This window comes from Microcoleus sp. F4-D5, assembly GCF_036704885.1.
Classification (GTDB): domain Bacteria; phylum Cyanobacteriota; class Cyanobacteriia; order Cyanobacteriales; family Microcoleaceae; genus Microcoleus.
On record NZ_JAUBSX010000001.1, the window covers coordinates 262,613 to 282,891 of the forward strand.

At 44.4% G+C, this 20,279-nt stretch carries 22 protein-coding genes and 2 pseudogenes; 11 read left to right on the forward strand and 13 right to left on the reverse strand.

The annotated features are described in order from the left end of the window. The first annotated feature begins 86 nt into the window (after positions 1-86). The 3 genes from QUA80_RS01220 (at position 87) to QUA80_RS01230 (ending at position 2,790) form a co-directional block, all read left to right on the forward strand. On the forward strand, positions 87-881 hold the full coding sequence (locus QUA80_RS01220; RefSeq protein ID WP_445302192.1) for an ABC transporter permease: 795 nt from the start codon (positions 87-89) through the stop codon (positions 879-881). A 223-nt stretch (positions 882-1,104) separates the two neighbouring features. After that, a complete protein-coding gene (locus tag QUA80_RS01225; RefSeq protein WP_333420610.1) occupies positions 1,105-1,968 on the forward strand; it encodes an aldo/keto reductase in 864 nt (287 codons plus the stop codon). A gap of 144 nt (positions 1,969-2,112) precedes the next feature. Then, on the forward strand, positions 2,113-2,790 hold the full coding sequence (locus QUA80_RS01230; RefSeq protein WP_333420612.1) for a GIY-YIG nuclease family protein: 678 nt from the start codon (positions 2,113-2,115) through the stop codon (positions 2,788-2,790). 145 nt (positions 2,791-2,935) lie between these two features. Here QUA80_RS01230 and QUA80_RS01235 read toward each other — a convergent pair whose 3' ends face one another. Further along, the gene (locus QUA80_RS01235; RefSeq protein ID WP_333420614.1) at positions 2,936-3,784 is read right to left on the reverse strand and encodes a DUF3598 family protein; all 849 of its coding nucleotides are present in this window, start codon (positions 3,782-3,784) and stop codon (positions 2,936-2,938) included. A gap of 18 nt (positions 3,785-3,802) precedes the next feature. Between QUA80_RS01235 and QUA80_RS01240 the strand changes: the two genes are divergently transcribed. Then, positions 3,803-4,612, forward strand: coding sequence for an SAM-dependent chlorinase/fluorinase (locus QUA80_RS01240; protein ID WP_333420615.1), 810 nt, complete (start codon positions 3,803-3,805; stop codon positions 4,610-4,612). 7 nt (positions 4,613-4,619) lie between these two features. Here the strand turns inward: QUA80_RS01240 and QUA80_RS01245 are convergent, their stop codons facing one another. Together QUA80_RS01245 and QUA80_RS01250 are read right to left on the reverse strand one after the other, a co-directional pair. Continuing rightward, positions 4,620-5,507 carry an alpha/beta hydrolase gene (locus QUA80_RS01245; RefSeq protein ID WP_333420617.1) on the reverse strand — a complete coding sequence of 296 codons (888 nt, stop codon included), beginning with the start codon at positions 5,505-5,507 and terminating at the stop codon, positions 4,620-4,622. A gap of 38 nt (positions 5,508-5,545) precedes the next feature. After that, on the reverse strand, positions 5,546-6,550 hold the full coding sequence (locus QUA80_RS01250) for a site-specific DNA-methyltransferase (RefSeq protein WP_333420619.1): 1,005 nt from the start codon (positions 6,548-6,550) through the stop codon (positions 5,546-5,548). A gap of 172 nt (positions 6,551-6,722) precedes the next feature. On the opposite strand from QUA80_RS01250, the gene QUA80_RS01255 reads away from it, so the two are divergent. Further along, on the forward strand, positions 6,723-7,526 hold the full coding sequence (locus tag QUA80_RS01255; RefSeq protein ID WP_333420621.1) for a helix-turn-helix domain-containing protein: 804 nt from the start codon (positions 6,723-6,725) through the stop codon (positions 7,524-7,526). A gap of 82 nt (positions 7,527-7,608) precedes the next feature. Here the strand turns inward: QUA80_RS01255 and leuS are convergent, their stop codons facing one another. The 3 genes from leuS to aat all read right to left on the reverse strand — a co-directional run bounded on the left by leuS (position 7,609) and on the right by aat (position 11,929). Beyond that, on the reverse strand, positions 7,609-10,164 hold the full coding sequence (leuS, locus tag QUA80_RS01260; RefSeq protein WP_333420623.1) for a leucine--tRNA ligase: 2,556 nt from the start codon (positions 10,162-10,164) through the stop codon (positions 7,609-7,611). Between the two features lie 365 nt (positions 10,165-10,529). Then, on the reverse strand, positions 10,530-11,252 hold the full coding sequence (locus QUA80_RS01265; protein ID WP_333420625.1) for a Uma2 family endonuclease: 723 nt from the start codon (positions 11,250-11,252) through the stop codon (positions 10,530-10,532). 98 nt (positions 11,253-11,350) lie between these two features. Further along, positions 11,351-11,929 (reverse strand): leucyl/phenylalanyl-tRNA--protein transferase, encoded by a 579-nt coding sequence (gene aat / locus QUA80_RS01270; RefSeq protein ID WP_333194709.1) that lies wholly within the window; start codon positions 11,927-11,929, stop codon positions 11,351-11,353. Positions 11,930-11,993: 64 nt separating this feature from the next. On the opposite strand from aat, the gene QUA80_RS01275 reads away from it, so the two are divergent. Continuing rightward, entirely contained in the window at positions 11,994-12,323 is a 330-nt protein-coding gene (locus QUA80_RS01275; RefSeq protein ID WP_333261475.1) for a hypothetical protein, read from the forward strand. Positions 12,324-12,448: 125 nt separating this feature from the next. Here QUA80_RS01275 and rpsN read toward each other — a convergent pair whose 3' ends face one another. The 4 genes from rpsN to rseP all read right to left on the reverse strand — a co-directional run bounded on the left by rpsN (position 12,449) and on the right by rseP (position 15,782). Then, on the reverse strand, positions 12,449-12,751 hold the full coding sequence (rpsN, locus tag QUA80_RS01280) for a 30S ribosomal protein S14 (RefSeq protein WP_333420627.1): 303 nt from the start codon (positions 12,749-12,751) through the stop codon (positions 12,449-12,451). A 257-nt stretch (positions 12,752-13,008) separates the two neighbouring features. Further along, entirely contained in the window at positions 13,009-13,671 is a 663-nt protein-coding gene (nth, locus tag QUA80_RS01285; protein ID WP_333420629.1) for an endonuclease III, read from the reverse strand. 49 nt (positions 13,672-13,720) lie between these two features. Then, positions 13,721-14,479: a Uma2 family endonuclease gene (locus QUA80_RS01290; protein WP_333420631.1), complete on the reverse strand. Its 759-nt coding sequence runs from the start codon at positions 14,477-14,479 to the stop codon at positions 13,721-13,723. A gap of 202 nt (positions 14,480-14,681) precedes the next feature. Next, positions 14,682-15,782: an RIP metalloprotease RseP gene (rseP, locus tag QUA80_RS01295; RefSeq protein WP_333420633.1), complete on the reverse strand. Its 1,101-nt coding sequence runs from the start codon at positions 15,780-15,782 to the stop codon at positions 14,682-14,684. A 30-nt stretch (positions 15,783-15,812) separates the two neighbouring features. Between rseP and QUA80_RS01300 the strand changes: the two genes are divergently transcribed. From QUA80_RS01300 to QUA80_RS01315, 4 genes are all read left to right on the forward strand, one after another. Then, complete coding sequence (locus QUA80_RS01300; protein WP_333420635.1) at positions 15,813-15,953, forward strand: hypothetical protein; 141 nt, start codon at positions 15,813-15,815, stop codon at positions 15,951-15,953. Between the two features lie 69 nt (positions 15,954-16,022). Beyond that, on the forward strand, positions 16,023-16,700 hold the full coding sequence (locus tag QUA80_RS01305; protein WP_333420637.1) for an ATP-dependent Zn protease: 678 nt from the start codon (positions 16,023-16,025) through the stop codon (positions 16,698-16,700). Positions 16,701-16,819: 119 nt separating this feature from the next. Next, a complete protein-coding gene (locus QUA80_RS01310; RefSeq protein ID WP_333420639.1) occupies positions 16,820-17,374 on the forward strand; it encodes a hypothetical protein in 555 nt (184 codons plus the stop codon). 183 nt (positions 17,375-17,557) lie between these two features. Next, complete coding sequence (locus QUA80_RS01315; RefSeq protein ID WP_333420641.1) at positions 17,558-18,115, forward strand: Uma2 family endonuclease; 558 nt, start codon at positions 17,558-17,560, stop codon at positions 18,113-18,115. 204 nt (positions 18,116-18,319) lie between these two features. Here QUA80_RS01315 and QUA80_RS01320 read toward each other — a convergent pair whose 3' ends face one another. The 3 genes and pseudogenes from QUA80_RS01320 to QUA80_RS01330 all read right to left on the reverse strand — a co-directional run bounded on the left by QUA80_RS01320 (position 18,320) and on the right by QUA80_RS01330 (position 19,292). After that, a complete protein-coding gene (locus QUA80_RS01320; RefSeq protein ID WP_333420662.1) occupies positions 18,320-18,868 on the reverse strand; it encodes a transposase in 549 nt (182 codons plus the stop codon). After that, positions 18,848-19,084 (reverse strand): annotated as a pseudogene (locus tag QUA80_RS01325) (IS110 family transposase); the annotation flags it as partial. The pseudogene QUA80_RS01325 and the gene QUA80_RS01320, both read right to left, overlap by 21 nt. A 13-nt stretch (positions 19,085-19,097) precedes the next feature. Then, positions 19,098-19,292 (reverse strand): hypothetical protein, encoded by a 195-nt coding sequence (locus QUA80_RS01330; protein WP_333420643.1) that lies wholly within the window; start codon positions 19,290-19,292, stop codon positions 19,098-19,100. A 643-nt stretch (positions 19,293-19,935) separates the two neighbouring features. Between QUA80_RS01330 and QUA80_RS01335 the strand changes: the two are divergent. Then, positions 19,936-20,279 (forward strand): annotated as a pseudogene (locus QUA80_RS01335) (RNA-guided endonuclease InsQ/TnpB family protein); the annotation flags it as partial.

Sequence of the window (20,279 nt, forward strand, 5' to 3'; positions counted from 1 at the left end):
TTATAGTGAAGTGAGCGGGCCATACAGCAGTTGACTTCACCAAACTTTTACAATATGAGGGAATTTAAGTATTTCAACGGTGAAAAATGGCTATAAACATGGGACGATATTTGGACGTAGTGAAATTATTCTGGGGTGCGGCCATCGCCGCAGAACTAGAATACCGAATCAACTTTGTCATCGCGACCCTCAGCAGCCTCGGAAACCTTGCGGGTAGCTTGTTTGGGCTATTTTTGTTCTACCGTACCGGCTATACGTTTTCGGGCTGGAAATGGGAAGAGGCTTTAGTTGTACTCGGCATTTTTACGGTTTTGCAGGGGTTTTCGTCAACCTTTCTCGCGCCCAACCTCAGCCGTATTGTCGATCGAGTCCAGCAAGGTACTCTCGATTTCGTACTCCTGAAACCGATCAGTTCGCAATTCTGGCTGTCTGCAAACACAGTTTCCCCTTGGGGAATACCCGATATAATCTTCGGTGTGGTATTGTTGCTGTACTCAGCTAACAAACTCGGATTGGGAATCGGCAACTATTTCCTAACAGCAATACCGCTGTTATTTGGCATGGTGAGTCTTTACAGCATCTGGTTTATGTTAGGTGCTATGAGTATTTGGTTTGTCAAAATTTACAACGTTACCGAAGTTCTCAGAGGATTATTAGAAGCCGGTAGATTTCCAATGGCAGCTTATCCGGCAGCTTACCGATTTTTCTTCACATTCGTAGTCCCCGTTGCCTTCTTTACGACAGTACCGGCAGAAGCAATGCTGGGCAGAGGTGATATAGTTTGGATAGCAGGGGCTGGAATATTGGCGATCGGGCTTTTGTGCGCTTCCCGCTACTTCTGGCAATTTGCACTCCGATTTTACACCAGCGCTTCGAGCTAGTGAAGTAGCTAGGTACAGATCAACATCGCGTGGGGAGAGGGCCGTGCGTGAAACGGCTAACTCGCTTCTACAAGAGTTCTTTGACTTACCAGCTATTACAACTTTATAGAAAAAATTCTATTCATATCTACTTATATACTTTTAAAAAAATGTAAAATTTTAACAGATCCTTATATTCTTGAAATTGCAACAGTAAATAAACCACGCAAACGAGGGCAAATAAATGAAAAGAAAACAACTGGGAAACACTAATTTTACTATCAGCGCGATCGGTCTTGGAGGTATGCCGATGTCCTTAAGCGGCCGGCCGCCCGAATCGCAATCTATTGCGGTAATTCACCGCGCCCTCGATTTGGGTGTCACCCTAATTGACACGGCAGATTCCTACTGCCAAGATCAATCCGACAAACACCATAACGAAGAACTGATTGCCAAAGCTTTACAACAGTATACTGGAGATATTAGAGCTGTCACTGTCGCCACTAAAGGCGGCTTAATGCGGCCTCAAGGTGGATGGACGCGCAACGGCAACCCCCACCATTTACGCAAGACAATACGCGAAAGTTTTGAAGCACTCGGCGGCAAGGAACCGATCGACCTTTGGCAATATCACTCGCCCGATCCTGCTTATACCATCGAAGCAGCCCTAGCACCCGCAAAAGAAGCAGTAGAAGCAGGAATGATTCGATTTATTGGAGTTTCCAACTTTTCTGTAGAACAGATCAAACGCGCCCGCGATACAGTAGAAATTGTCTCTGTTCAGAATCAGTACAATCCTTGGCACAGACAGCCAGAATCAGACGGCGTTCTGGAATATTGCGAAACCGAAAAACTGACATTTTTTCCCTGGAGTCCTCTGGGAGGAAGCCGCCGCCACACAAGGTTGCAAGATATGCCCGCGATCGCAAAACTAGCAGAAGAAAAAAACGTTTCTGTTTACTGTATAGTATTAGCTTGGTTGATGGCCCAATCGCCCTGCATCGTTCCAATTCCCGGTGCGACAAAAGTATCGAGTATTGAGGACTCTGTGCGGGCGATCGAAGTTAAATTGACTGACGAGGAATTGCAACAAATTGCTGTAAGTTAAGTAGATAAGGGCAAAAAAAACAATAGAACAGGCTTTCCGGCTTGTTCCACGAGAACTTTCTTTATTGTGGGGTGGGCCGGAAAGCCCGCCCTTGAAAGTGGGATTTAATTAGTAAAGTTGACATTTTTTGAGGAATTGAATTTAATGGAAGCTAATCAAGCGAATGCCGATCGAGACGTAGCAATTGAACATCAAAACGTACCTGTCGCCCATGAAGGACTGCACAACTTTTTATACAGTTCCGACTCGGAACACAGCGCAGCAGCCACTACTTCTGAATTAGAAAATGACGGCACGCAAGTAATGTCGATCGATACGTGGCGTGCTCTAGCAACTAACGCGAAAGTCGCCGGCGTGTACGCTGTAATGGACACTTCCCGCAACACTCAGTATGTAGGTTATTCGCGAAATATCCTGCTTTCAATCAACGGTCACATCGCCCAAAATGGCGTCGAAAATTGTGCTTTCCTGCGCGTGCAAACTTTCAAATTCCCCAAGCGGGAAGAAATGGAAAGTTTGCGCGATACGTGGATAGCCGAACTCGACAGCATTCCGCCTGGAAACAGTGCAGACAGCGAAATGTGGGCGAGTACCGTAGGCCAAGCAGCGCGCGCTGCTATGTCTGCTGAGGAACAAAAAGCTTATGAAGAAAAAAAGCTAAAATTACGCAAAGCAATGGCCGATTCCACTCTGACCAAAGAGTTAGAAACAGCCGCCAAAATAGACGGCGAACGCGCTAATGATTTAGAAGCTGCTGTTAAGAATGATGACTGGAGTGCCGTAATTCAGTCGCAAACTCAGGAAACAAAATCCGGTTCCTAAATCTGAAAAATGTTTGTAGTGCTGATATCTTGTACTATTTTTAGAACGGGCAAGATGCCCGTTCCACAATACATCAAGTCTATTGTGGGGTGGGCTTGTAGCCCGGCCAAAAGACTAAATCTTAATCCTCAACAACTGATAATGACTAATGACTAACTTTGCGTTCAGTAACTAAAGTCAAACTTACCCATTCACCCCGATCGTTGTAACTGCGAATCATCCGGAACCGCAAGTCAGGTTCTACCAACCAACCGACCTCAAAAAATATAGGTTTTCTGAAGTCAGCTTTGACAGGTAAAGTGCAAGAACCGCCGTCAGGAAGCAGCACAACTTGCACGGGCGAATCACTTTCGTTAAAGTGCAGAACTGAACCGTCAATGCGGGCACTAGAACTGATAACAGTACCATTACTGCCAAAAGTGATTTTGTTTACTAGGTGATCGGCTCCATCCAAATGCAATTGTAAATTGGTAGAATAGGAATCAGGATGACGATAATCTGGATAAATTGTCACGGCCTCGCCCTCCCACTCTCCCAGCAAATCCTCAACAGTTAAAGGCGGACGTTCGGGGACATTTTTATCAAGCTGCTTTTCCCGAATTAAGGTAAGTTTGGATAAATTGCCGTCGATATTGTAGAGCTGAACGAAGCGCAACCGGCGATAATTGTAGATAAAACCAAACTCGGCACCGCACTGAGAATAAGGCGCTAGTTGAATAGTTCCCTGAGAAAAAGCTCCATTCTCAAAAAACAAGATATCTCGTCCCAAACCCTGATATTCTCGAACAAGTTCGCTCACTTCAGGTTCGCCGACACCGCTGGGATTTGGGGAAAAGCGACGGAGTTTCAATCTCACAGTTTTGTTGTCATTTAGACCTTCGAGAGAAATAATGCTAGGAGTATCTTGAAGTACCTCTCCCCGCGGCGATAACTGGGTAAACGAACCGTGCCATTCTCCCAAGTTTTGCAGAAAGTTTTCCCATTGTGATACCATATTTTTACCTTTGCATATATGTCTAAAAATAGAATTATAACTCTACTTACAGATTTTGGATTAAGCGATGTTTATGTGGGAGTGATGAAAGGTGCGATCGCCCAAATTAACCCGCAGTTAAAAGTCATTGACATTACGCACCAAATACCCTCTCAAAATATTGCGGCCGCGAGGTTTTGTTTGATGACTGCTTTTGCTTATTTTCCGCCGGAAACCGTACATATTGCGGTCGTCGATCCGGGGGTGGGAAGCAAGAGACGCGGGGTTGCGATTAAATGTGCTAGTTGCTTTCTTGTCGGGCCGGATAACGGGTTGTTTAGCGGGGTGTTGAGTCGGGAAAGTGCGATCGCCTCTGTCGAACTCACCAACCCCAAATACTGGCGCACACCTCAACCCAGCAGCACTTTCCACGGTCGCGATATTTTTGCTGCTGCGGGCGCTTACTTGGCCAATGGGGTGGCTTTGGAAGAGTTGGGGGAGACGATCGACCCTGCAAGTTTACTACAGTTAGAGATACCAAATTGTGCCGTTACAGCCACAGGTGCAGCAGGCTGCATTCAATATGTCGATCGCTTTGGCAATCTAATTACTAATATTCCGAATAATTGCATTACAGGTAACAATTGGTCATTGACAATTAGCAATAGTTCTGATGCAATTCGCATCCCCAGCGGTAAAACCTACAGCGACAGCGAACCGGGCGATTTAATTGCCATAACTGGTTCTGACGGTTGGGTAGAAATTGCAGTTAATGGCGGCAGTGCTCAATCAGTCTTGCAGCTAGAATTTGGAGATAAAGTACAAATAATTGACAGAGATCGAGCTTAATTTGCATTCATCTCATTCTATAATTATCGGCAAAATCAACAATAGTTTGACTGTATTCGCTACTGTTAAAAAAAAGATCTCCATTATTGTGCTTAGCATTAGGAACAAGTAAAATTTTCTTAGGTTCAGGAGAAGCAGCATACAACTTTTTACTCATCCCACTGGGAATCAAAGGGTCAGCAGTCCCGTGGGCGAACAAAACCGGAATTCGCAGCAATTTAACCTTAGCCAAAGAATCAAATTTTTGTGTCAGCAGCAGCCGCAGCGGAAACAGCCGCATTATACTGTACCGTTCTACCATATCAAGCATTGAAGTGAACGAACTTTGAACAATTAATCCCGCAGCTTCCGGATGTGAGATCGCTAATTCCACAGCAACAGCACCACCCATTGAATGACCGTACAAAAAGATTTCGCTGGGTGACAATTGCCGCTGTTTCACTAAATAATTATAAGCTGTTTCCGCATCTTCATATATCCGAGCTTCGCTGGGAAAGCTGCCTTGACTGCGGCCGTAGCCCCGGTAATCAATCAGCAATACAGAAAAACCCAATTGCCGAAAGCGGTAAGATTGATTGATATTCGCACCGATGTTCAAACCCCTGCCGTGCAGGTACAATAGAGTTCCTAATGATTCTCGATTTGCGGCGGGCAGCCACCAACCGTGCAGTTTTTCAATTTTGCGCGATCGAGCCTTAACTGGCAACCAAACTTCTTGGTAAGGGATGTTAAAAGCATCCGGTGTTTTGGCGATTGTAGGTGTTGGCTGAAATATCAAACGAGTTTGCAGAAAAAACAAGAGTATACAGGAAGCAATGTAGGCGATCGCCCAAAATTTTCCTATTGAAAAGAGCAACTTCAAACAAGGTCTGTATCTATTTTGTATTTCCAGCATTGTGAGACATCCAATAACAATCAGACGATTGAGCAAAACTAAAAACAATAATTATTAACTTCAAAAAGTAGCTTCTTTTGAGGTAAAATCAATCCCGATGCTTCCTCATTTAACAATTGATTGTATATTGTATCCGCTTGCAAAAAATATTCTTGAGGCAAAAATCTAAATATTGATGCAGCAACATATTGTTTTTCCTTTTCAAAACTTATCCAGTTTCTTGATAATTCTTCTGCTGCCTGACCCGTAGTATTAGAACCAGAAAAAATATCTATTACCAAGTCTCCAGGTTCAGTAAGAAAATTTATAAAAAATGACGGTAATCTTTGGGGAAAACGTGCCGGATGCGCCTTAACATTAAACTCTTTACACCAACGCAAGTATTGAGAATTACTTTCAGAATTAGAAATTTCTAGTAAATTAGATGGAATAGCACCTCCATTATCTTTGGCAAATCGATCGCTAATATTGTGACCGGAAGGGCGTTCTTTGGGCGTGTAAAATTCATCAGCATTTTTCAAAAGCTTTTTCATTCTCTCAGAATACTCTACTTTGACTTTAGTAATATTCGCTTGAGGCTGATTAGTTTTGGAAAGCCACCAAACAGTATTCACAGAATCTTTAGCCCTGATTTTCTTTTTATTCACCCACTCTATAGGAGATGGAAGTTTTGAAGGATTAAACCAGAAAAACTCTTGAGCCAGTTTAAATCCATACTCGTCGCATAACCTAATAAGCACGCGGTAATTGTACAGCGAGCGTACAGGTATTCCTTTTTGATAAGCACCTCCAAGGTCTATAACAAAACTTCCAGTATCCTTGAGAACTCTTGTAATTTCCGGAGCAAAGCCCAGCAGCCAATCAACATATAAATCTTGATCTTCATTTCCATAACTCTTTTTGCGTTGCAATGCAAAAGGAGGGGATGTAATCACCAAATCTACAGAATTGCTAGCAAGACTATTCAGGAGATGAAGAGAATCTCCCAAATAAGATTGACCGTATTGGGTTGTGTAAATTGGGGCGGGCAAAATGTTACTCATGCTTAATTTAGATTAGTTTAAGGTACAACAGACACAGCCTACTGTCATTATATCAAGATCCGTACTTTTAGTTATACTATATCCGTACTTTCAGTACGTTGTGTTGTGTATAAATTCTTCGTACCATTCACAAAGCGAACTTTCAGTTCGTTTTTATCAAATTGTGAGGGGTATGAATTACAAAGAAGCCAGAAAACAATTTGCGGTCAAGGTAAGTCAGTTACGCAGAGAAAAAAGGATGACACAGGGCGAGTTAGCAGAACTCATAGACAAGACTACTGACTATATCAGCTTATTGGAACGCGGTGAAAGATCGCCCTCCTTTGAAGTTATTTTCGCTCTAGCTGAAGCGCTCGATGTACCCGCTACTTATTTAATCAGTTTTAGCCAAAGCGGCGAGAGTACAGGTCTCATTAGCACCCTAATAGCTGAACCAGTTTCTCCGTCAGTTGTAGAGCCTGTTGAAGAGGCTGTTACCACCGAAGCAGAACGCATTTCAGATGCTAAACGGCTAGAAAATGCTATGAAAAGCATCCAAGAATTGCAAAATCTGGCTAGTGAATATGGTATTGCGGATATTTTTCAAGATAACGGGGGAAAGACTTTACAGTTATTAATCCTTTTAGGGCTGCGGATATCACCTGGACGTGAAGGAAACGATGCTATTGATGCTGAAGGAAAAGAATACGAACTTAAAACAATCAATATTGCTCTCAATAGGAGCGGTGGGGTGACTACTCACCATCATTTGAATGAAATTATACTTGACAAGTATCGCAGAGTAGAAGCTTGGTATATTGGACTGTATGAAGGCATAACTCTCAAAGAGATTTATAAACTTACACCTGAAATGCTGGAACCTAAATTTAAAGAATGGGAAGAAAAGGTAAGGCTAAAAAACGAGCCGCTAAACAATCCTAAAATTCCCTTAAAGCTAGTAAAAAAAGGGCAACTTGTCTACTCTTACAGTAAATAATAGTTGCCCGATAGTGTTTAAAGGAGATTAGGTTTTGTTTGTGAAGAAGCGATACGTTGCCTACAGGTAGCGACTTTTACACTCAAGCTACCACGAAATTCACCAACTTTCCAGGCACCACAATTACCTTTTTAATCTCCTTACCTTCCAGGTGACGCTTGGCTAATTCCGACTCGCGAGCAAACTTTTCCAAAGCAGCTTTGTCAGCACCTGAAGGCACTTGAATTGTGCCGCGAGTCTTGCCCATAACTTGAATTACCAGCGTGATTTCATCGGTAACTAATGCAGATGGATCGACAGTCGGCCAAGTTTGCGTATGCACCGATTCACTATTACCAGTATTGTGCCACAATTCATCAGCCATATGCGGCGCAAAAGGCGCTAACAAGCGAATCAAAGTGTTAATTCCTTCTGCATAAACTGGCGAATCTTTACATTTAGCATCATTCAAAGCATTGCTGAGTTTCATCATTTCAGAAACAGCAGTATTGAACTGATAATCACCCTCCAAATCTTCGCTCACTGCCTTAATTGCAGTGTGAATCGCCCGCCGCAAATCCTTCTCAGGCTTGCTTAGCACGTCTTTCTCCCCCCCTTGGCAAGGAGGGGCAGCGGGGGGTGAAGCAAACTCTGTCACCAAACGCCAAACGCGATTTAAAAAGCGAAATTGCCCTTCCACATCAGCGTCGTCCCACTCCAAATCCTTCTCTGGCGGTGCTTTGAATAAAATAAACATCCGCGCCGTATCTACCCCATATTTGCCCATAACTTCCAAGGGGTCAACGCCGTTGTATTTTGATTTGGACATCTTCTCGTAGAAGACTTGCAAAGCTTCGCCAGTTTGAGGATCTTTGGGATTTGCGGGGTCTATATCTGCTGGGGGAAAGTATTTGCCAGTAACAGGATTTTTATAGGCCATTGCTTGCACCATGCCTTGAGTTAACAGGCGTTTAAATGGTTCGTCGCAATCGATCAAACCCCGATCGCGCAAAACCTTCGTAAAGAACCGCGAATACAGTAAGTGCAAGATTGCGTGTTCGATGCCGCCGACATATTGGTCTACTGGCATCCAATCATTTGTTTTCGCACTGTCGAAGACTTGCTCTTGATTTTGAGCATCGGGATAGCGCAAGAAATACCACGATGAATCGATAAAAGTATCCATCGTATCTGTTTCCCGCTTCGCCGGAGTGCCACAACTCGGACAAGCAACGTTTACCCATTCTTCCATCTTTGCCAAGGGCGAACCTTTGCCAGTGAACTCTACTTTTTCCGGCAATAATACGGGCAAATCCGATTGGGGTACGGGTACTGTGCCGCAGTTGGGACAGTGAATTACGGGAATGGGGGCGCCCCAATAACGCTGTCTAGAAATCAACCAATCTCTCAAGCGATATTGGACTCTAGCTTTGCCATAACCTGCATTTTCGGCATGGTGAATAATCGCTGCTTTGCCTTTAATTGAATCCATGCCGTTGAAGCTTTCAGAATTAATCATAATTCCTGGTTCTGTGTAAGCTTCGGTCAGCGGAATCTCATCATCATCCACAATTACTACTTTAATTGGCAGTTGATATTGATTGGCAAATTTGAAATCTCGCGTGTCGTGGGCTGGTACTCCCATAACTGCGCCGGTGCCGTATTCGTACAGCACATAATCGGCGATCCAAATGGGAATTTCTTCGCCGTTGAAAGGATTGATTGCTTTGCCGCCTGTGGGGATGCCGCGCTTTGGTTTGTCTTCGGCTGTGCGATCGATCTCGCTTTGGGAGGCCACTTCTTTGATGAAGGTTTCTACGGCGGCTTTTCTGTCTTCGGTTGTCACGCGCTGAGTTAGTGGATGTTCCGGTGCCAAAACAACATAACTGACGCCGTAAACTGTATCGGGACGTGTGGTGAAAACGGCGATTTTTTCATCCATTCCGACAATCGGAAATTCCAAGTAAGCACCGACTGATTTGCCGATCCAGTTGGCTTGCATTAATTTGACTCTTTCAGGCCAATCGGGCAATTTGTCTAAGTCGTTTAATAACTGTTCGGCATAATCGGTAATTTTGAGGAACCACTGCCGCAATAATTTGCGCTCGACTTTGGCACCGGAACGCCAGGAACGACCTTCGTTATCTACTTGTTCGTTTGCTAAGACTGTTTGGTCTATGGGGTCCCAATTAACTGCGGCTTCTTTTTGATATGCTAATCCAGCTTCTAAAAATTGCAAGAAAATCCATTGAGTCCACCGATAATAATCGGGAGAACAAGTTGTAACTTCTTTTGTCCAGTCGAAAGAAATACCCAGCCGGCGAAATAAGCCTTTCATTTGGGCAATATTTTGATAAGTCCATTGTGCGGGGGGAATTCCTCGCTCGATGGCTGCATTTTCTGCGGGCAAACCAAAAGCATCCCATCCCATCGGATTCAATACCCGATAACCTTGCATTCGCTTGAGTCTGGCAATTACATCGATGATTGTGTAGTTGCGGACGTGGCCCATGTGCAGGTTTCCCGAGGGGTAGGGGAACATGGATAAGGCATAAAATTTAGGCTTTTGGGTATCTTCTGGCATCTGGTCTAAGTTTTGCTCAGCCCATGTCTGCTGCCATTTTTCTTCTATGGATTGGGGGTTGTATCTGGAATCCACAACAATTGCTCCGTGTAGGGTTTAGTAATGTTTGCTTCAGTATTTTTACACATTCAAGGGGCTTCGATTCTGATTTTTCTGAGCTCCAAGGATTTTGGCTCAAATTTCTGTATTATATATTGTAGTATATGTAATTTTAGCTGGGGGGCGATCGACCAAATCTCCCCGTTCGCCCTTAAAAGAATAAGAGTTACGCACGGGTGGTCAGAAACCGGGTTTTTACGAGAAGACGCGTTACAGTCGGCAAAATCGCAAAAAACCCGGTTTCTTTGGTCTTGATGCGTAAGTCCTAAAAGAATAAATAACCCCAATCCTCAGAAACCCGATTTATTTGAGAAACCGGGTTTCTTAGCATTTATTCGAGGTTAAATGCTATCAGGATCAATGTTCAATTCGCGCAGTTTGGCTGCTAAACGTTCAGACTTTTGCTCTGCTTGTTCGGCTCTTTGAGCTGCTTGTTCGGCTATTTGAGCTGCTTGTTCGGCTCTTTGAGCTTCTTGCTGTAAACGCTGGCGATCTAATGCCCGCTGTTCTTCTAATTCCGCATAGGAAAGAAACTTTTCGCCATCAGGTCGATAAATTTCTAATCCATCTTCTCCCAACTCAAATCGCACTCCTAATCTCGGACTTATCCATCCCTCCATCGGCTCAATTACTTCTAAATCTCCCTCAATTCTTTGCCAACCTTGCAACTCATTTGTTTCTGGATCGTAAAGGTAATATTCCTCAACTCCGTGACGCTGATAAAATGAAAGTTTCTTATTCATTTTGGTTTGTCTGTCGTTGTGGGAGCGAATCTCAAAGACGACTTGGGGAGGAATATTGTCCTCTCGATATTGTATGTAGGAAAGCCGATCGCCCTTTGGCCTGCCAAACACCACCATCGTATCAGGTGCTTGAGAAATATCTATTCTTCCCTCAACGGGATACCAGAGTAAATCGGCTGCTACAAAAACGTTAGGGTCATTCTTAAACAGCGATTCGCAACCTTCTTTAATTTTGACAATTAATTCGTATTGAATGGTGCTTTCTGCCATCGGTTGACCGTCGCTGGAGGGATAAATGATTTCTTCGGTTGTGACTTGCATAGCGGTTGTCTCCGAGAAGTGTCTCAGCTTAATTATACTATTGTTTGAAGCAGCTACCCGCGCCGGAAACCACAACCAAATATCTAGTGACGAATTATTTAAAATAGCGAGCAGCGGCGCTTCAAAGCTGCTTGTAAAAGAGTGTTGTACAGTTTTTCCTTAACAGTATAAGCTCCGAATCTTTCCAAGTGCGGATTGTTCATTTGAGCGTCGAATAGTAGATAAGATCGATCGCGCAATCTCTCCACCAACTTCACCATCGCCACCTTAGAACCCTCGGGAATTCGGTAAAACATCGACTCCCCAATAAACGCACCGCCGATCGACAATCCTAAAATACCGCCCGCCAATTCGTCGCCGCACCAAGTCTCGAAGCTGTAAGCCCAACCGGCCTCATACAAACCCCAGTAAATCTGTTTGAGTTCCCTAGAAATCCAAGTCGTTTCGCGATCGGCACAACCCTCAACCACCGCCCCAAAATCGCGGTTTACAGCCACCGAAAACCGATTTTGATTGAGTTGGCGGCGCAGGGATTTCGGATAGGTAAATCTTTCATCCAGGGGAATCAGCGCCCGCTGACGGCTCGAATACCACCCCAAACTTTCCTCGCCGTCATTTGCCATCAAGAAGTAGCCTTGCGCGTATCCTTGTATAATTGTCGGTATATCATATTGCATATATTTATCAGTTCTCATTTGTCAATTGACTTTTCAAAGTCAACATTAGCAATTAGGAATAATCATGTCTGAAACCATCGAACCTATTACCTTACCGCCCGCCAAAAACCCCGAACAAGAAGGCCAATGGCTCCAAGAAACGCTGCTGGCATGGCTAGATTCCGAGTTTATCCCAGAAGCAGCCAACCAGCAAATAGCCAAAAGAGCTGCCCAAATCTATGTCCGCCAGCGCATGGAAGGGGAAAACGACTTGGGCAGCCTCGTAATTGCGATCGTCACCGAAATGCAGGCCTATGATTTTTCTAAAAGCTTCTACGGCGAATTTGCGATCGCCAACGCCGTCAGCGACTTGTTACTCGAAAGTCTCGGCATCGATAAATGCTGCGGCCAGTGAAGCAAGAAGGAGGAAAATTTAACTCATAAGTCTGAAACAAAAATCAACCCCAAACCTAATCCTGCCGATTAATTGTGAGTTTTTTTCTTCTTCCTTCCTTCTTCCTTCTCCCTTCTTCCTTCGTGCTACCAGCTAGACTTCACAACACCGGGCAAAAGACCTTCGTGAGCCATTTCTCGCATCATGTTGCGAGACAGTCCGAAGTCGCGATAGTAACCTCTGGGCCGTCCAGTTGCCCAGCAGCGGTTCCGCAAGCGAGTCCGCGAACTGCTGCGGGGTAGCTGTTGCAGTTGGCGGTGAATCGCCATTTTGTCCATCTGATTGTTAGCTTGCTCAAACTGGTCTTTCAGGTCTTCCCGCTTGTCGGCGTACTTGTCTACGAGTCTCTGGCGCTTTTTCTCGCGCTCGACCATGCTCTTTTTAGCCATAATCTGTTGATATCCTTAGATAAATCACAATCTACTATTGTACTATATTTTTGTCATTTTGGATCGAGTTTATTTGAATTATTTCTTTTGTCAACAAGATTTTTAGCAACAGGCAAGATGCCTGTTCCACAATCACTCAATTTTTTTAGCAACAGGCAAGATGCCTGTTCCACAATCACTCAACATTTTTAGCAACAGGCAAGATGCCTGTTCCACAATCACTCAATTTTTTTGTGGTACAGGCATCTTGCCTGTACTTAACCTTGGTGCAACACCAAACTATTAGCAGAAGGACACAAATCTGCAAGTTCGCAAACATTGCAAGCCGGATTTCTCGCATTACAAACTGCCCTGCCGTGATAAACCAACCGAATTGACCAATTTTCCCAATCCGGCTGCGGCAACAATACCATCAAATCGCGCTCGATCCTTATAGGATCGGTATGTTCGGTCAATCCCAACCGCTGAGTCAAACGTTTGACGTGAGTGTCTACGGTCACGCCCATATTAATACCAAAAGCGTGGGCGAGAACGACATTAGCCGTTTTGCGGGCAACTCCGGGCAATTCTAGCAGCAGTTCCATCCGCTGCGGTACTTGATTGTTGAATTTATTGACGATCGCCTGACAAGCACCTTTAATGTTTTTAGACTTATTGCGGTAGAAACCAGTCGATCGCACCAGACTTTCCAATTCTTCTAAATCAGCATTTGCCAAAGCCACCGCATCGGGAAAACGCTTAAACAAAGCCGGCGTTACCAAATTTACTCGCTCGTCCGTACACTGAGCCGAGAGAATCGTCGCCACCAGCAACTGCACGGGAGTTTCGTAGTTGAGAGTGCAAGGAGCTTCTGGATAGAGGCGTTTGAGGCGAATCAGAATTTCGAGCGATCGTTTTTTTAAACTTAACTTTTTAGTCATCAGTCATCAGTCATTAGTCATCAGTCATTAGCCATTAGCCATTAGTGATTTACAAAATATTGGGGTCGATTCCCATGGAGCGGAGTCGAGCTTCTAAAGCTTCCGATCGCGCTCTTTCTTGTTCCAGCAAAGTTTCTGCTTGTTCGGCCCTTTGGCGTTCTTGTTCTGCCCTTTGCTGTTCTTGTTCTGCCCTTTGCTGTTCTTGTTCTGCTCTTAATTCTGCTTGCTCTCGCAGTTGAGCGAGTTCCACAAAACTTACAAATGGCGCTCCGTTAGGTCCGAATATTTGCAGTGCGGTTTCTGATAGTTGAAACCGCACTCCTAGTCGGGGACTTACCCAACCGTCCGCTAATTCTACAGCTTCTAATTCTTGGTCTCGACGCTGCCATATAGTTAAATCCACTTGTTCCGGGTTGTACAAGTAATATTCTTCCACGCCGTAGCGTTCGTAAAATTTGAATTTTTGAATCATCGGAGTTAGACGGTTTCCCGGCGACAAAATTTCAAACACGACTTGCGGCGGAATGTTATCTTCGTTCCACTGTTGGTAGGAACCTCGATATCTTTTCGGTCTGCCAAATGCTACCAGCACATCTGGTGCTTGAGCAAGTTTATTATTTCCTTCTACTGGATACCACAGTAAGTTACCCGCCACAAAAACATCAGCAACGCTCGCAAACAAAAGTTCTAAATTTTCTTTAATCCAGACTATTAATCGAAACTGTTCGGTATTATCTGACATGGGTTCTCCGTTGTCATCTGGGTAGACTATTTTTGATTTTTCCGGAGATTGCAGTTGTGTAATCATTGCTTTTTTTACCAAATTTCATGAGCGAATGTTAGTCATTATTCAAAAGTGCTGTAATGACTAATGACAGTTAATTTTTAACTGTTGACTAATCTTATTGGTTATTAGTGGCAACCAACAAATAACCAATAACCAATAACCAATAATCAATAATCAATAATCAATAACAACCAACTACTGACTACTGACTACTGACTACTGACTATTGTTGCCGAAGATTGCCCATCAAATCGAACCCAGCCAAATTAGCAGTATCGCGAATAATCAAGAAAATTCCCAAACCCAGCAACAGCATCAAACCAGTCTGCATAACATTTTCCTGAATGCGGTTCGGCAGAGGCTTGCCCCGCAGTCCTTCTATCAAGAGAAAAGCTAGCTGACCGCCATCTAAAGCAGGTAAAGGCAAGATATTAATCACAGCCAAATTGATGCTAATTAGCACAGCATACTGAAACAAACTCGCAGCATCCGATTTGGCAATTCCTGCACCAATAGCCACAATCGCTACAGGCCCTGAGAGCTTGTCGGCAGTCTGGCTGAAATTGCTAAGTAACTGCCCGAAACCTTGAACCGTCAGCACCACAATCCGCTCAAATTCTTTGGCTGCCTTGCTAAACGCCTCTACAATTCCGGCCCTCTGCCGCACGACAGTGCCGTTAGAAGTTAGCTGCACGCCAATGCGACCTTTGCCGTCGGGCGACAGTTCAGGAGTTACTGTCACCACAAATTTTTGTTCTTGGCGCTGAATTTCCAACGCTAGGGGTTGGTTGGGATGATCTTGGATTGCTGTGACCAATAATTTGATTGCTTCGCGGGAAGCGCCCAATTCCTTGCCGTCAACAGACAAAACAACGTCACCCGATCGAATTCCCGCTTGTTTGGCGGCCGAACTGACTTCCGCGGCGACTTCCGGGACTTTAACTCCCGGTAGGTAGTTCATTTCTGCACTGCCGACAGTGCCAAATTGCAGCACCAACAGGAAGTAAGCAAAAATCAAGTTGGCAATTACCCCTGCACTAATGACGATCGCCCGATCGAGCACGGGGCGATTTTTGAGCAAATTCGGGTCATTTGGGGGAATTGTACTGTCTGGATCGTCGTCCGGAAAACCCACGAAACCTCCCAGGGGAAAGGCGCGGAGGGCGTATTCAGTTTCCGGGCCTTGGTACTTCCACAGGATGGGCCCGAAACCGATGGAGAAGCGGTTGACGTGGATGTGTTGAAGTCTCGCCGCCATGAAGTGGCCGAGTTCGTGAACGACAATCAAGATACCTAAAACTGCGATCGCTGCCAAAACTGACATGAAGGATTCCACTAACACTTTTATTTGACTTTGACTTATTTTAATATCTTTTTAATATCGGCGGCTTCGGAGCGGCAATTTTCAGTCAAACTGGAAGATGGTGTTTTTGTCGGAAGTCCGGGGCGCTGCGATGACCCGAGGCTGCCAAACCGATCGCGCGATCGTACCTGAGTTTACCTCTAAAACCAATTCCCTATTACAAATTATCCATTACCAATTCTCAGTTACCCATTGCCAATTATGAAAGACACTTCTTTGAATATTATCGCTATTTCTATCTTTGCCATCACCGTTTCAATATTGTTAGGCCCCGCCTTCAACTTGCCAGAAGCCGTACCTGCGATCGCCACTTTTTGCCTGTTGGGGCTAGCCACCCTCGACAGTTTCCAGTGGCAAGGTCAAGGCGGTACCATTTTATTAGATTGGCTGGGAGGAACTTCCAAACAAAAGCGCGATCGTATCCTTCACCACGAAGCCGGACACTTCCTAGTCGCCCACCTGTTAGGAATTCCCGTAACCAGCTACGCCCTCAACGCTTGGGAAGCTTTCAAACAAGGCCAAACAGCCCAAGGCGGCGTCCGATTTGAAGACGAACAATTAGCATCTCAACTGCAAAACGGCACTCTTTCCTCCCAACTTTTAGACCAATACTGCACCGTGTGGATGGCCGGAATAGTCGCAGAAAAAATTGTTTACGGCAGCGCACAAGGAGGAGCAGAAGACCGCACCAAAATTAGCGCAATTTTAACACAACTGGGCCGTCCCAGTTCCGAAATTCAACTCAAACAAAACTGGGGTTTGCTGCGAGCAAAAAACCTGATCGAAAGCCACCAATCAGCTTACGAAGCCCTAGTCGCAGCAATGGAAAAAAGAGCAACTGTTGCTGAGTGCTGCGACACGATCCAGCAAAATTTGTAGGACAAAACTTAGGCACTCTCGCCTTCCTAAACCCTGTTTCTTTGTATATGTGTTACTACCACCCATATTTTCCGTAGAAACCGGGTTTAAGAGTCTAAATTTTATAGGATTAAAAATTAATGTCAGAACCAAAAAATTTTGCAACAACACTGCAAACCGCGAACCAAAATCCAGAAAAATTGCTGTGGCTGTTCGGTTTCCGCATTGACCCCGAAACCGAAATACCGAATCTATATACTCTAATTGTCTATGGAGAACAAGAGCCTCCTTTAGTAGCCGGCGGTCAACTTCTATTTTTTAACCGTCCAGAATTAGCGATTAACGCTCTCCAATTGTGCGATATAGATGTCAGCGAACTGAAAAATTCACCAACAAAAATAGACGCTATTTGTGACATAGCAGAAACGCTTTACTTGCTCGATGCCGAAGATTTTGACGAGTCAGCTACTATCCTCAACTGCTTGAACCCGCTTTTAGATTTAGTGAAAGCTACTTTAATACCGATGCCAACTGAATACAAGCGCATACTTTATCATTTTGCAGACCATTTGAATATTGAGGAAGAGTTTGCAAGTTTTTTAGATGAAGAAGATATTCAGCGATCGGAGATTGTCAATGCTATTTTGTGGTGTGTGGGAGCAATTACAGCAAAATCTAGATTGTTGACCGAGTAATTTTAGATTTGAGATTTGAGATTTGGGATTTTAGATTTGGGGTTTGGGATTTAAAGTAGTCCGGGACTACACCAAATAAATCGGGTTTTTTACCAGTGTTAAAGTCTCAAATCCAGTATTTTGATAAAAAACCCGGTTTCTGCCTTTAGGATAATAGATAATGTCGCCAAACGAATTTGTGCCATGACTGTAACAGATTTACGCTTGTGGACTGTAGACGAATACCGCAGCATGACCGAAACTGGCATTCTCAATCCCGATGAACGAGTCGAATTAATTGACGGGCAAATTATCTCAAAAAGTGCAAAAAATCCTCGCCACGCAGCAACTAATCTTTGTGCAGCCGACTATCTAAGAAGTCTGCTGACAGGACTTGCTTTAATTCGCATTCAAGACCCGATCGCTCTAAGTTATAATTCAGAACCAGAACCGGATATTGCTGCAGTGCAAATCGACCCCCGGCGGTACCAAGATTTTCATCCCGCACCCGACAATATTTTCTTATTAATAGAAATAGCTGATACCACTTTAGAAACAGACCGCAGGCGGAAAGCACCGGCCTATGCTAAGGCGGGAATTCCTGATTATTGGATACTTGATGTTAACACGCGGCAAGTTTATGTTTTTCGCGAACCGATGGGTGGAAATTACAGGCAAGAAACAGTATTTAATGAAGATGTAATTTTGTCAATGCTGGCATTTCCCGAAATAGAAGTTCAGATTTCGCAACTGTTTCCTTAAGTCTGTGGGCGGCTGGTTTATCGATATCTTTAGCTGCAGATCGATATTTCGGGTACAACCCGCCCCTTGTATGGTGCGTAGCTGCTAGATTTTCGACATTGGAAAGTAGATTATCTGTGGCGGCGCACCCTACGGTATCTACGGGTATTGTGTATATTGATGTCGCTGGAATTACCACAACGTTGTAGATACTGTCTTGAGCTGTCAAGGGGTAGCAGTCAAATAATTGGGGTCGAAAGGCTTTTGGGATTTTAAAATCCCAAAAGCTAAATGCACTAACTTTTGCATCAAAGCACCAATCACCTGCATTTTGACTTTACCGCGCCTCAATAATCGTTCGCTCATAGCTTTGAGTAACGGGTTGTGACGCATCGCTACTACTGCTGGCATATACAGCGCCTTTTTTCGTCGGACATTACCGGTACAGGACAAACGAGTTTTGCCTTTAACCGAAGTCCCAGAACTCCGTTCACAGGGAGTTAAACCCGCGTAAGCAGCTAATTGACGGGCATTTTCGTAATCGGAAATCTCACGAATTTCAGCTAACAATACCGAGGCCGTCTGTTCACCAGTTCCGGGAATTGAGCTCAAGAGGTCACGCTGTTGTTTTAAATGTGGATGTTGGTCAAAATGGTCACTAATCAGTTTTTTTATCAGTTTTTGTTGCTCTTTTAGATACTCTAAGTGTGCAAGGGTAAGGCCAGCAACAGTTGGCGTAGCTGTTTCCAGACGGTTCTGCTCTTGATTTGCCATTTCGCTCACGGATTCTAGCCGTCGCAACAGGGCTTGTAGTTCTTTAACGGACGGTGCGGTTGGTGTCCATAGAGAGGGTTTCATTGCCGCACAAAAACGAGCAATTAATGCCGCATCTACCGAGTCTGTTTTAGTTCGTAGGAGTTCGCTTTTAGCAAACCCTTTAATCCTAGCTGGATTCACAATACTAACCTGAAAGCCCGCCCCATAGAGGAATTCGGCTAAGGCTTCACGCCAAAATGCTAGTGGCTTCCATACAAGCGTGGAGTCCCACTACATTTTGTTGTTTCAGCCAGTTATATAAACTCTCAAACCCTTGAATATTGTTCGTAAATTTTTGGGGTTTAGTTGCACGACATTCTCTCAGTAATGAGACATGAAAGTCTCTTTTACTGATGTCTATACCTAAGACTGTTGATGTCATTGTTTGCTCCAGATGTACTCCGATTTATGAAAGAACCGACAGGCAATTGAATACTAACCTTGTCAATGCAGGCTTTCCCGATCGCAAGAGCGAGAGCCTAAGATACTGTCCAGCTTAAAGTGTGCCTGTCATCAGTAATGGGAGCTTATCTACGCAACAGACTTGCCAAAGTCACTCGGGGCGGGCCAACTTCACCGATTTCTGATGTCCTTAAACAAGACTTTCTGCTGAAACTTGCACTCTTGCGCTACATTTTTCTTGTTTCTGTAGATTTACGCCTACTTGATATAGCTTTCGCCTACTTATCGGTACGATCGCCCACTTGTCGGGAAAGAGCGCCACATTGATCTGGCGATCGCCTGCTTGACGGTACGAGCGCTAGACCAACTCTTTTAAGATACAAGGGGCTGGTTCACAAACTATACATAACAATGACCGACAATTCATATAAACCCGCCCCCACCCCACCGTAAATCTGAACGTACATTTGGCTTGGAAAGTTGGGTAGGGGCGGGTTTTTGAGATTGTTTGTTTTGGGGCGATTATTGTTAGTGAACCCGCCCCTTGCAAGCTCCAACTAACGCCTAAGCAGTCCATCAAAATTGATGCAACCCTTCAGGCGTTCGCGAGTGCTTGTGAATACGTGACTCAAACTGTGCCGCCAACTCTGACAAATGAATTGGCGATGCAATCCTTGGTAGATCGCGATGTCAGAGATATGTTTGGACTTTCGGCGCAGTTGACAATTCATGCTATTAGACGGGTTTCTGGTAACAGAAAAACAGCTAAAAAAGATGGGAAGCCAGTCATCCGCTTTGCTCCTACTAGCGTCACTTACGATACCCGTATCTTTTGTTTTAGGGAAAAAGATTGGACAGTAAGTTTGACTACTACTGGTGGTAGGGAACGATTTGTACTGGCTATCGGAAACTACCAACTTGGATTGCTCAAAGGTCAAAACCCCAAGACTGCTACTTTGTGCAAACG

Excerpts from the sequence above, each read along its gene's own strand:
- QUA80_RS01220 (WP_445302192.1), top strand. The coding sequence starts at position 87 with ATGGCTATAAACATGGGACGATATTTGGACGTAGTGAAATTATTCTGG.
- QUA80_RS01225 (WP_333420610.1), top strand. The coding sequence starts at position 1,105 with ATGAAAAGAAAACAACTGGGAAACACTAATTTTACTATCAGCGCGATC.
- QUA80_RS01305 (WP_333420637.1), top strand. The coding sequence starts at position 16,023 with ATGAAAGACACTTCTTTGAATATTATCGCTATTTCTATCTTTGCCATC.
- QUA80_RS01240 (WP_333420615.1), top strand. The coding sequence starts at position 3,803 with ATGTCTAAAAATAGAATTATAACTCTACTTACAGATTTTGGATTAAGC.
- aat (WP_333194709.1), bottom strand. The coding sequence starts at position 11,929 with ATGCAATATGATATACCGACAATTATACAAGGATACGCGCAAGGCTAC.
- QUA80_RS01245 (WP_333420617.1), bottom strand. The coding sequence starts at position 5,507 with ATGCTGGAAATACAAAATAGATACAGACCTTGTTTGAAGTTGCTCTTT.
- QUA80_RS01235 (WP_333420614.1), bottom strand. The coding sequence starts at position 3,784 with ATGGTATCACAATGGGAAAACTTTCTGCAAAACTTGGGAGAATGGCAC.
- QUA80_RS01265 (WP_333420625.1), bottom strand. The coding sequence starts at position 11,252 with ATGCAAGTCACAACCGAAGAAATCATTTATCCCTCCAGCGACGGTCAA.
- QUA80_RS01255 (WP_333420621.1), top strand. The coding sequence starts at position 6,723 with ATGAATTACAAAGAAGCCAGAAAACAATTTGCGGTCAAGGTAAGTCAG.
- QUA80_RS01315 (WP_333420641.1), top strand. The coding sequence starts at position 17,558 with ATGACTGTAACAGATTTACGCTTGTGGACTGTAGACGAATACCGCAGC.
- QUA80_RS01230 (WP_333420612.1), top strand. The coding sequence starts at position 2,113 with ATGGAAGCTAATCAAGCGAATGCCGATCGAGACGTAGCAATTGAACAT.
- QUA80_RS01310 (WP_333420639.1), top strand. The coding sequence starts at position 16,820 with ATGTCAGAACCAAAAAATTTTGCAACAACACTGCAAACCGCGAACCAA.
- QUA80_RS01250 (WP_333420619.1), bottom strand. The coding sequence starts at position 6,550 with ATGAGTAACATTTTGCCCGCCCCAATTTACACAACCCAATACGGTCAA.
- QUA80_RS01330 (WP_333420643.1), bottom strand. The coding sequence starts at position 19,292 with ATGACATCAACAGTCTTAGGTATAGACATCAGTAAAAGAGACTTTCAT.
- QUA80_RS01320 (WP_333420662.1), bottom strand. The coding sequence starts at position 18,868 with ATGGCAAATCAAGAGCAGAACCGTCTGGAAACAGCTACGCCAACTGTT.
- QUA80_RS01275 (WP_333261475.1), top strand. The coding sequence starts at position 11,994 with ATGTCTGAAACCATCGAACCTATTACCTTACCGCCCGCCAAAAACCCC.
- QUA80_RS01290 (WP_333420631.1), bottom strand. The coding sequence starts at position 14,479 with ATGATTACACAACTGCAATCTCCGGAAAAATCAAAAATAGTCTACCCA.
- rpsN (WP_333420627.1), bottom strand. The coding sequence starts at position 12,751 with ATGGCTAAAAAGAGCATGGTCGAGCGCGAGAAAAAGCGCCAGAGACTC.
- rseP (WP_333420633.1), bottom strand. The coding sequence starts at position 15,782 with ATGTCAGTTTTGGCAGCGATCGCAGTTTTAGGTATCTTGATTGTCGTT.
- nth (WP_333420629.1), bottom strand. The coding sequence starts at position 13,671 with ATGACTAAAAAGTTAAGTTTAAAAAAACGATCGCTCGAAATTCTGATT.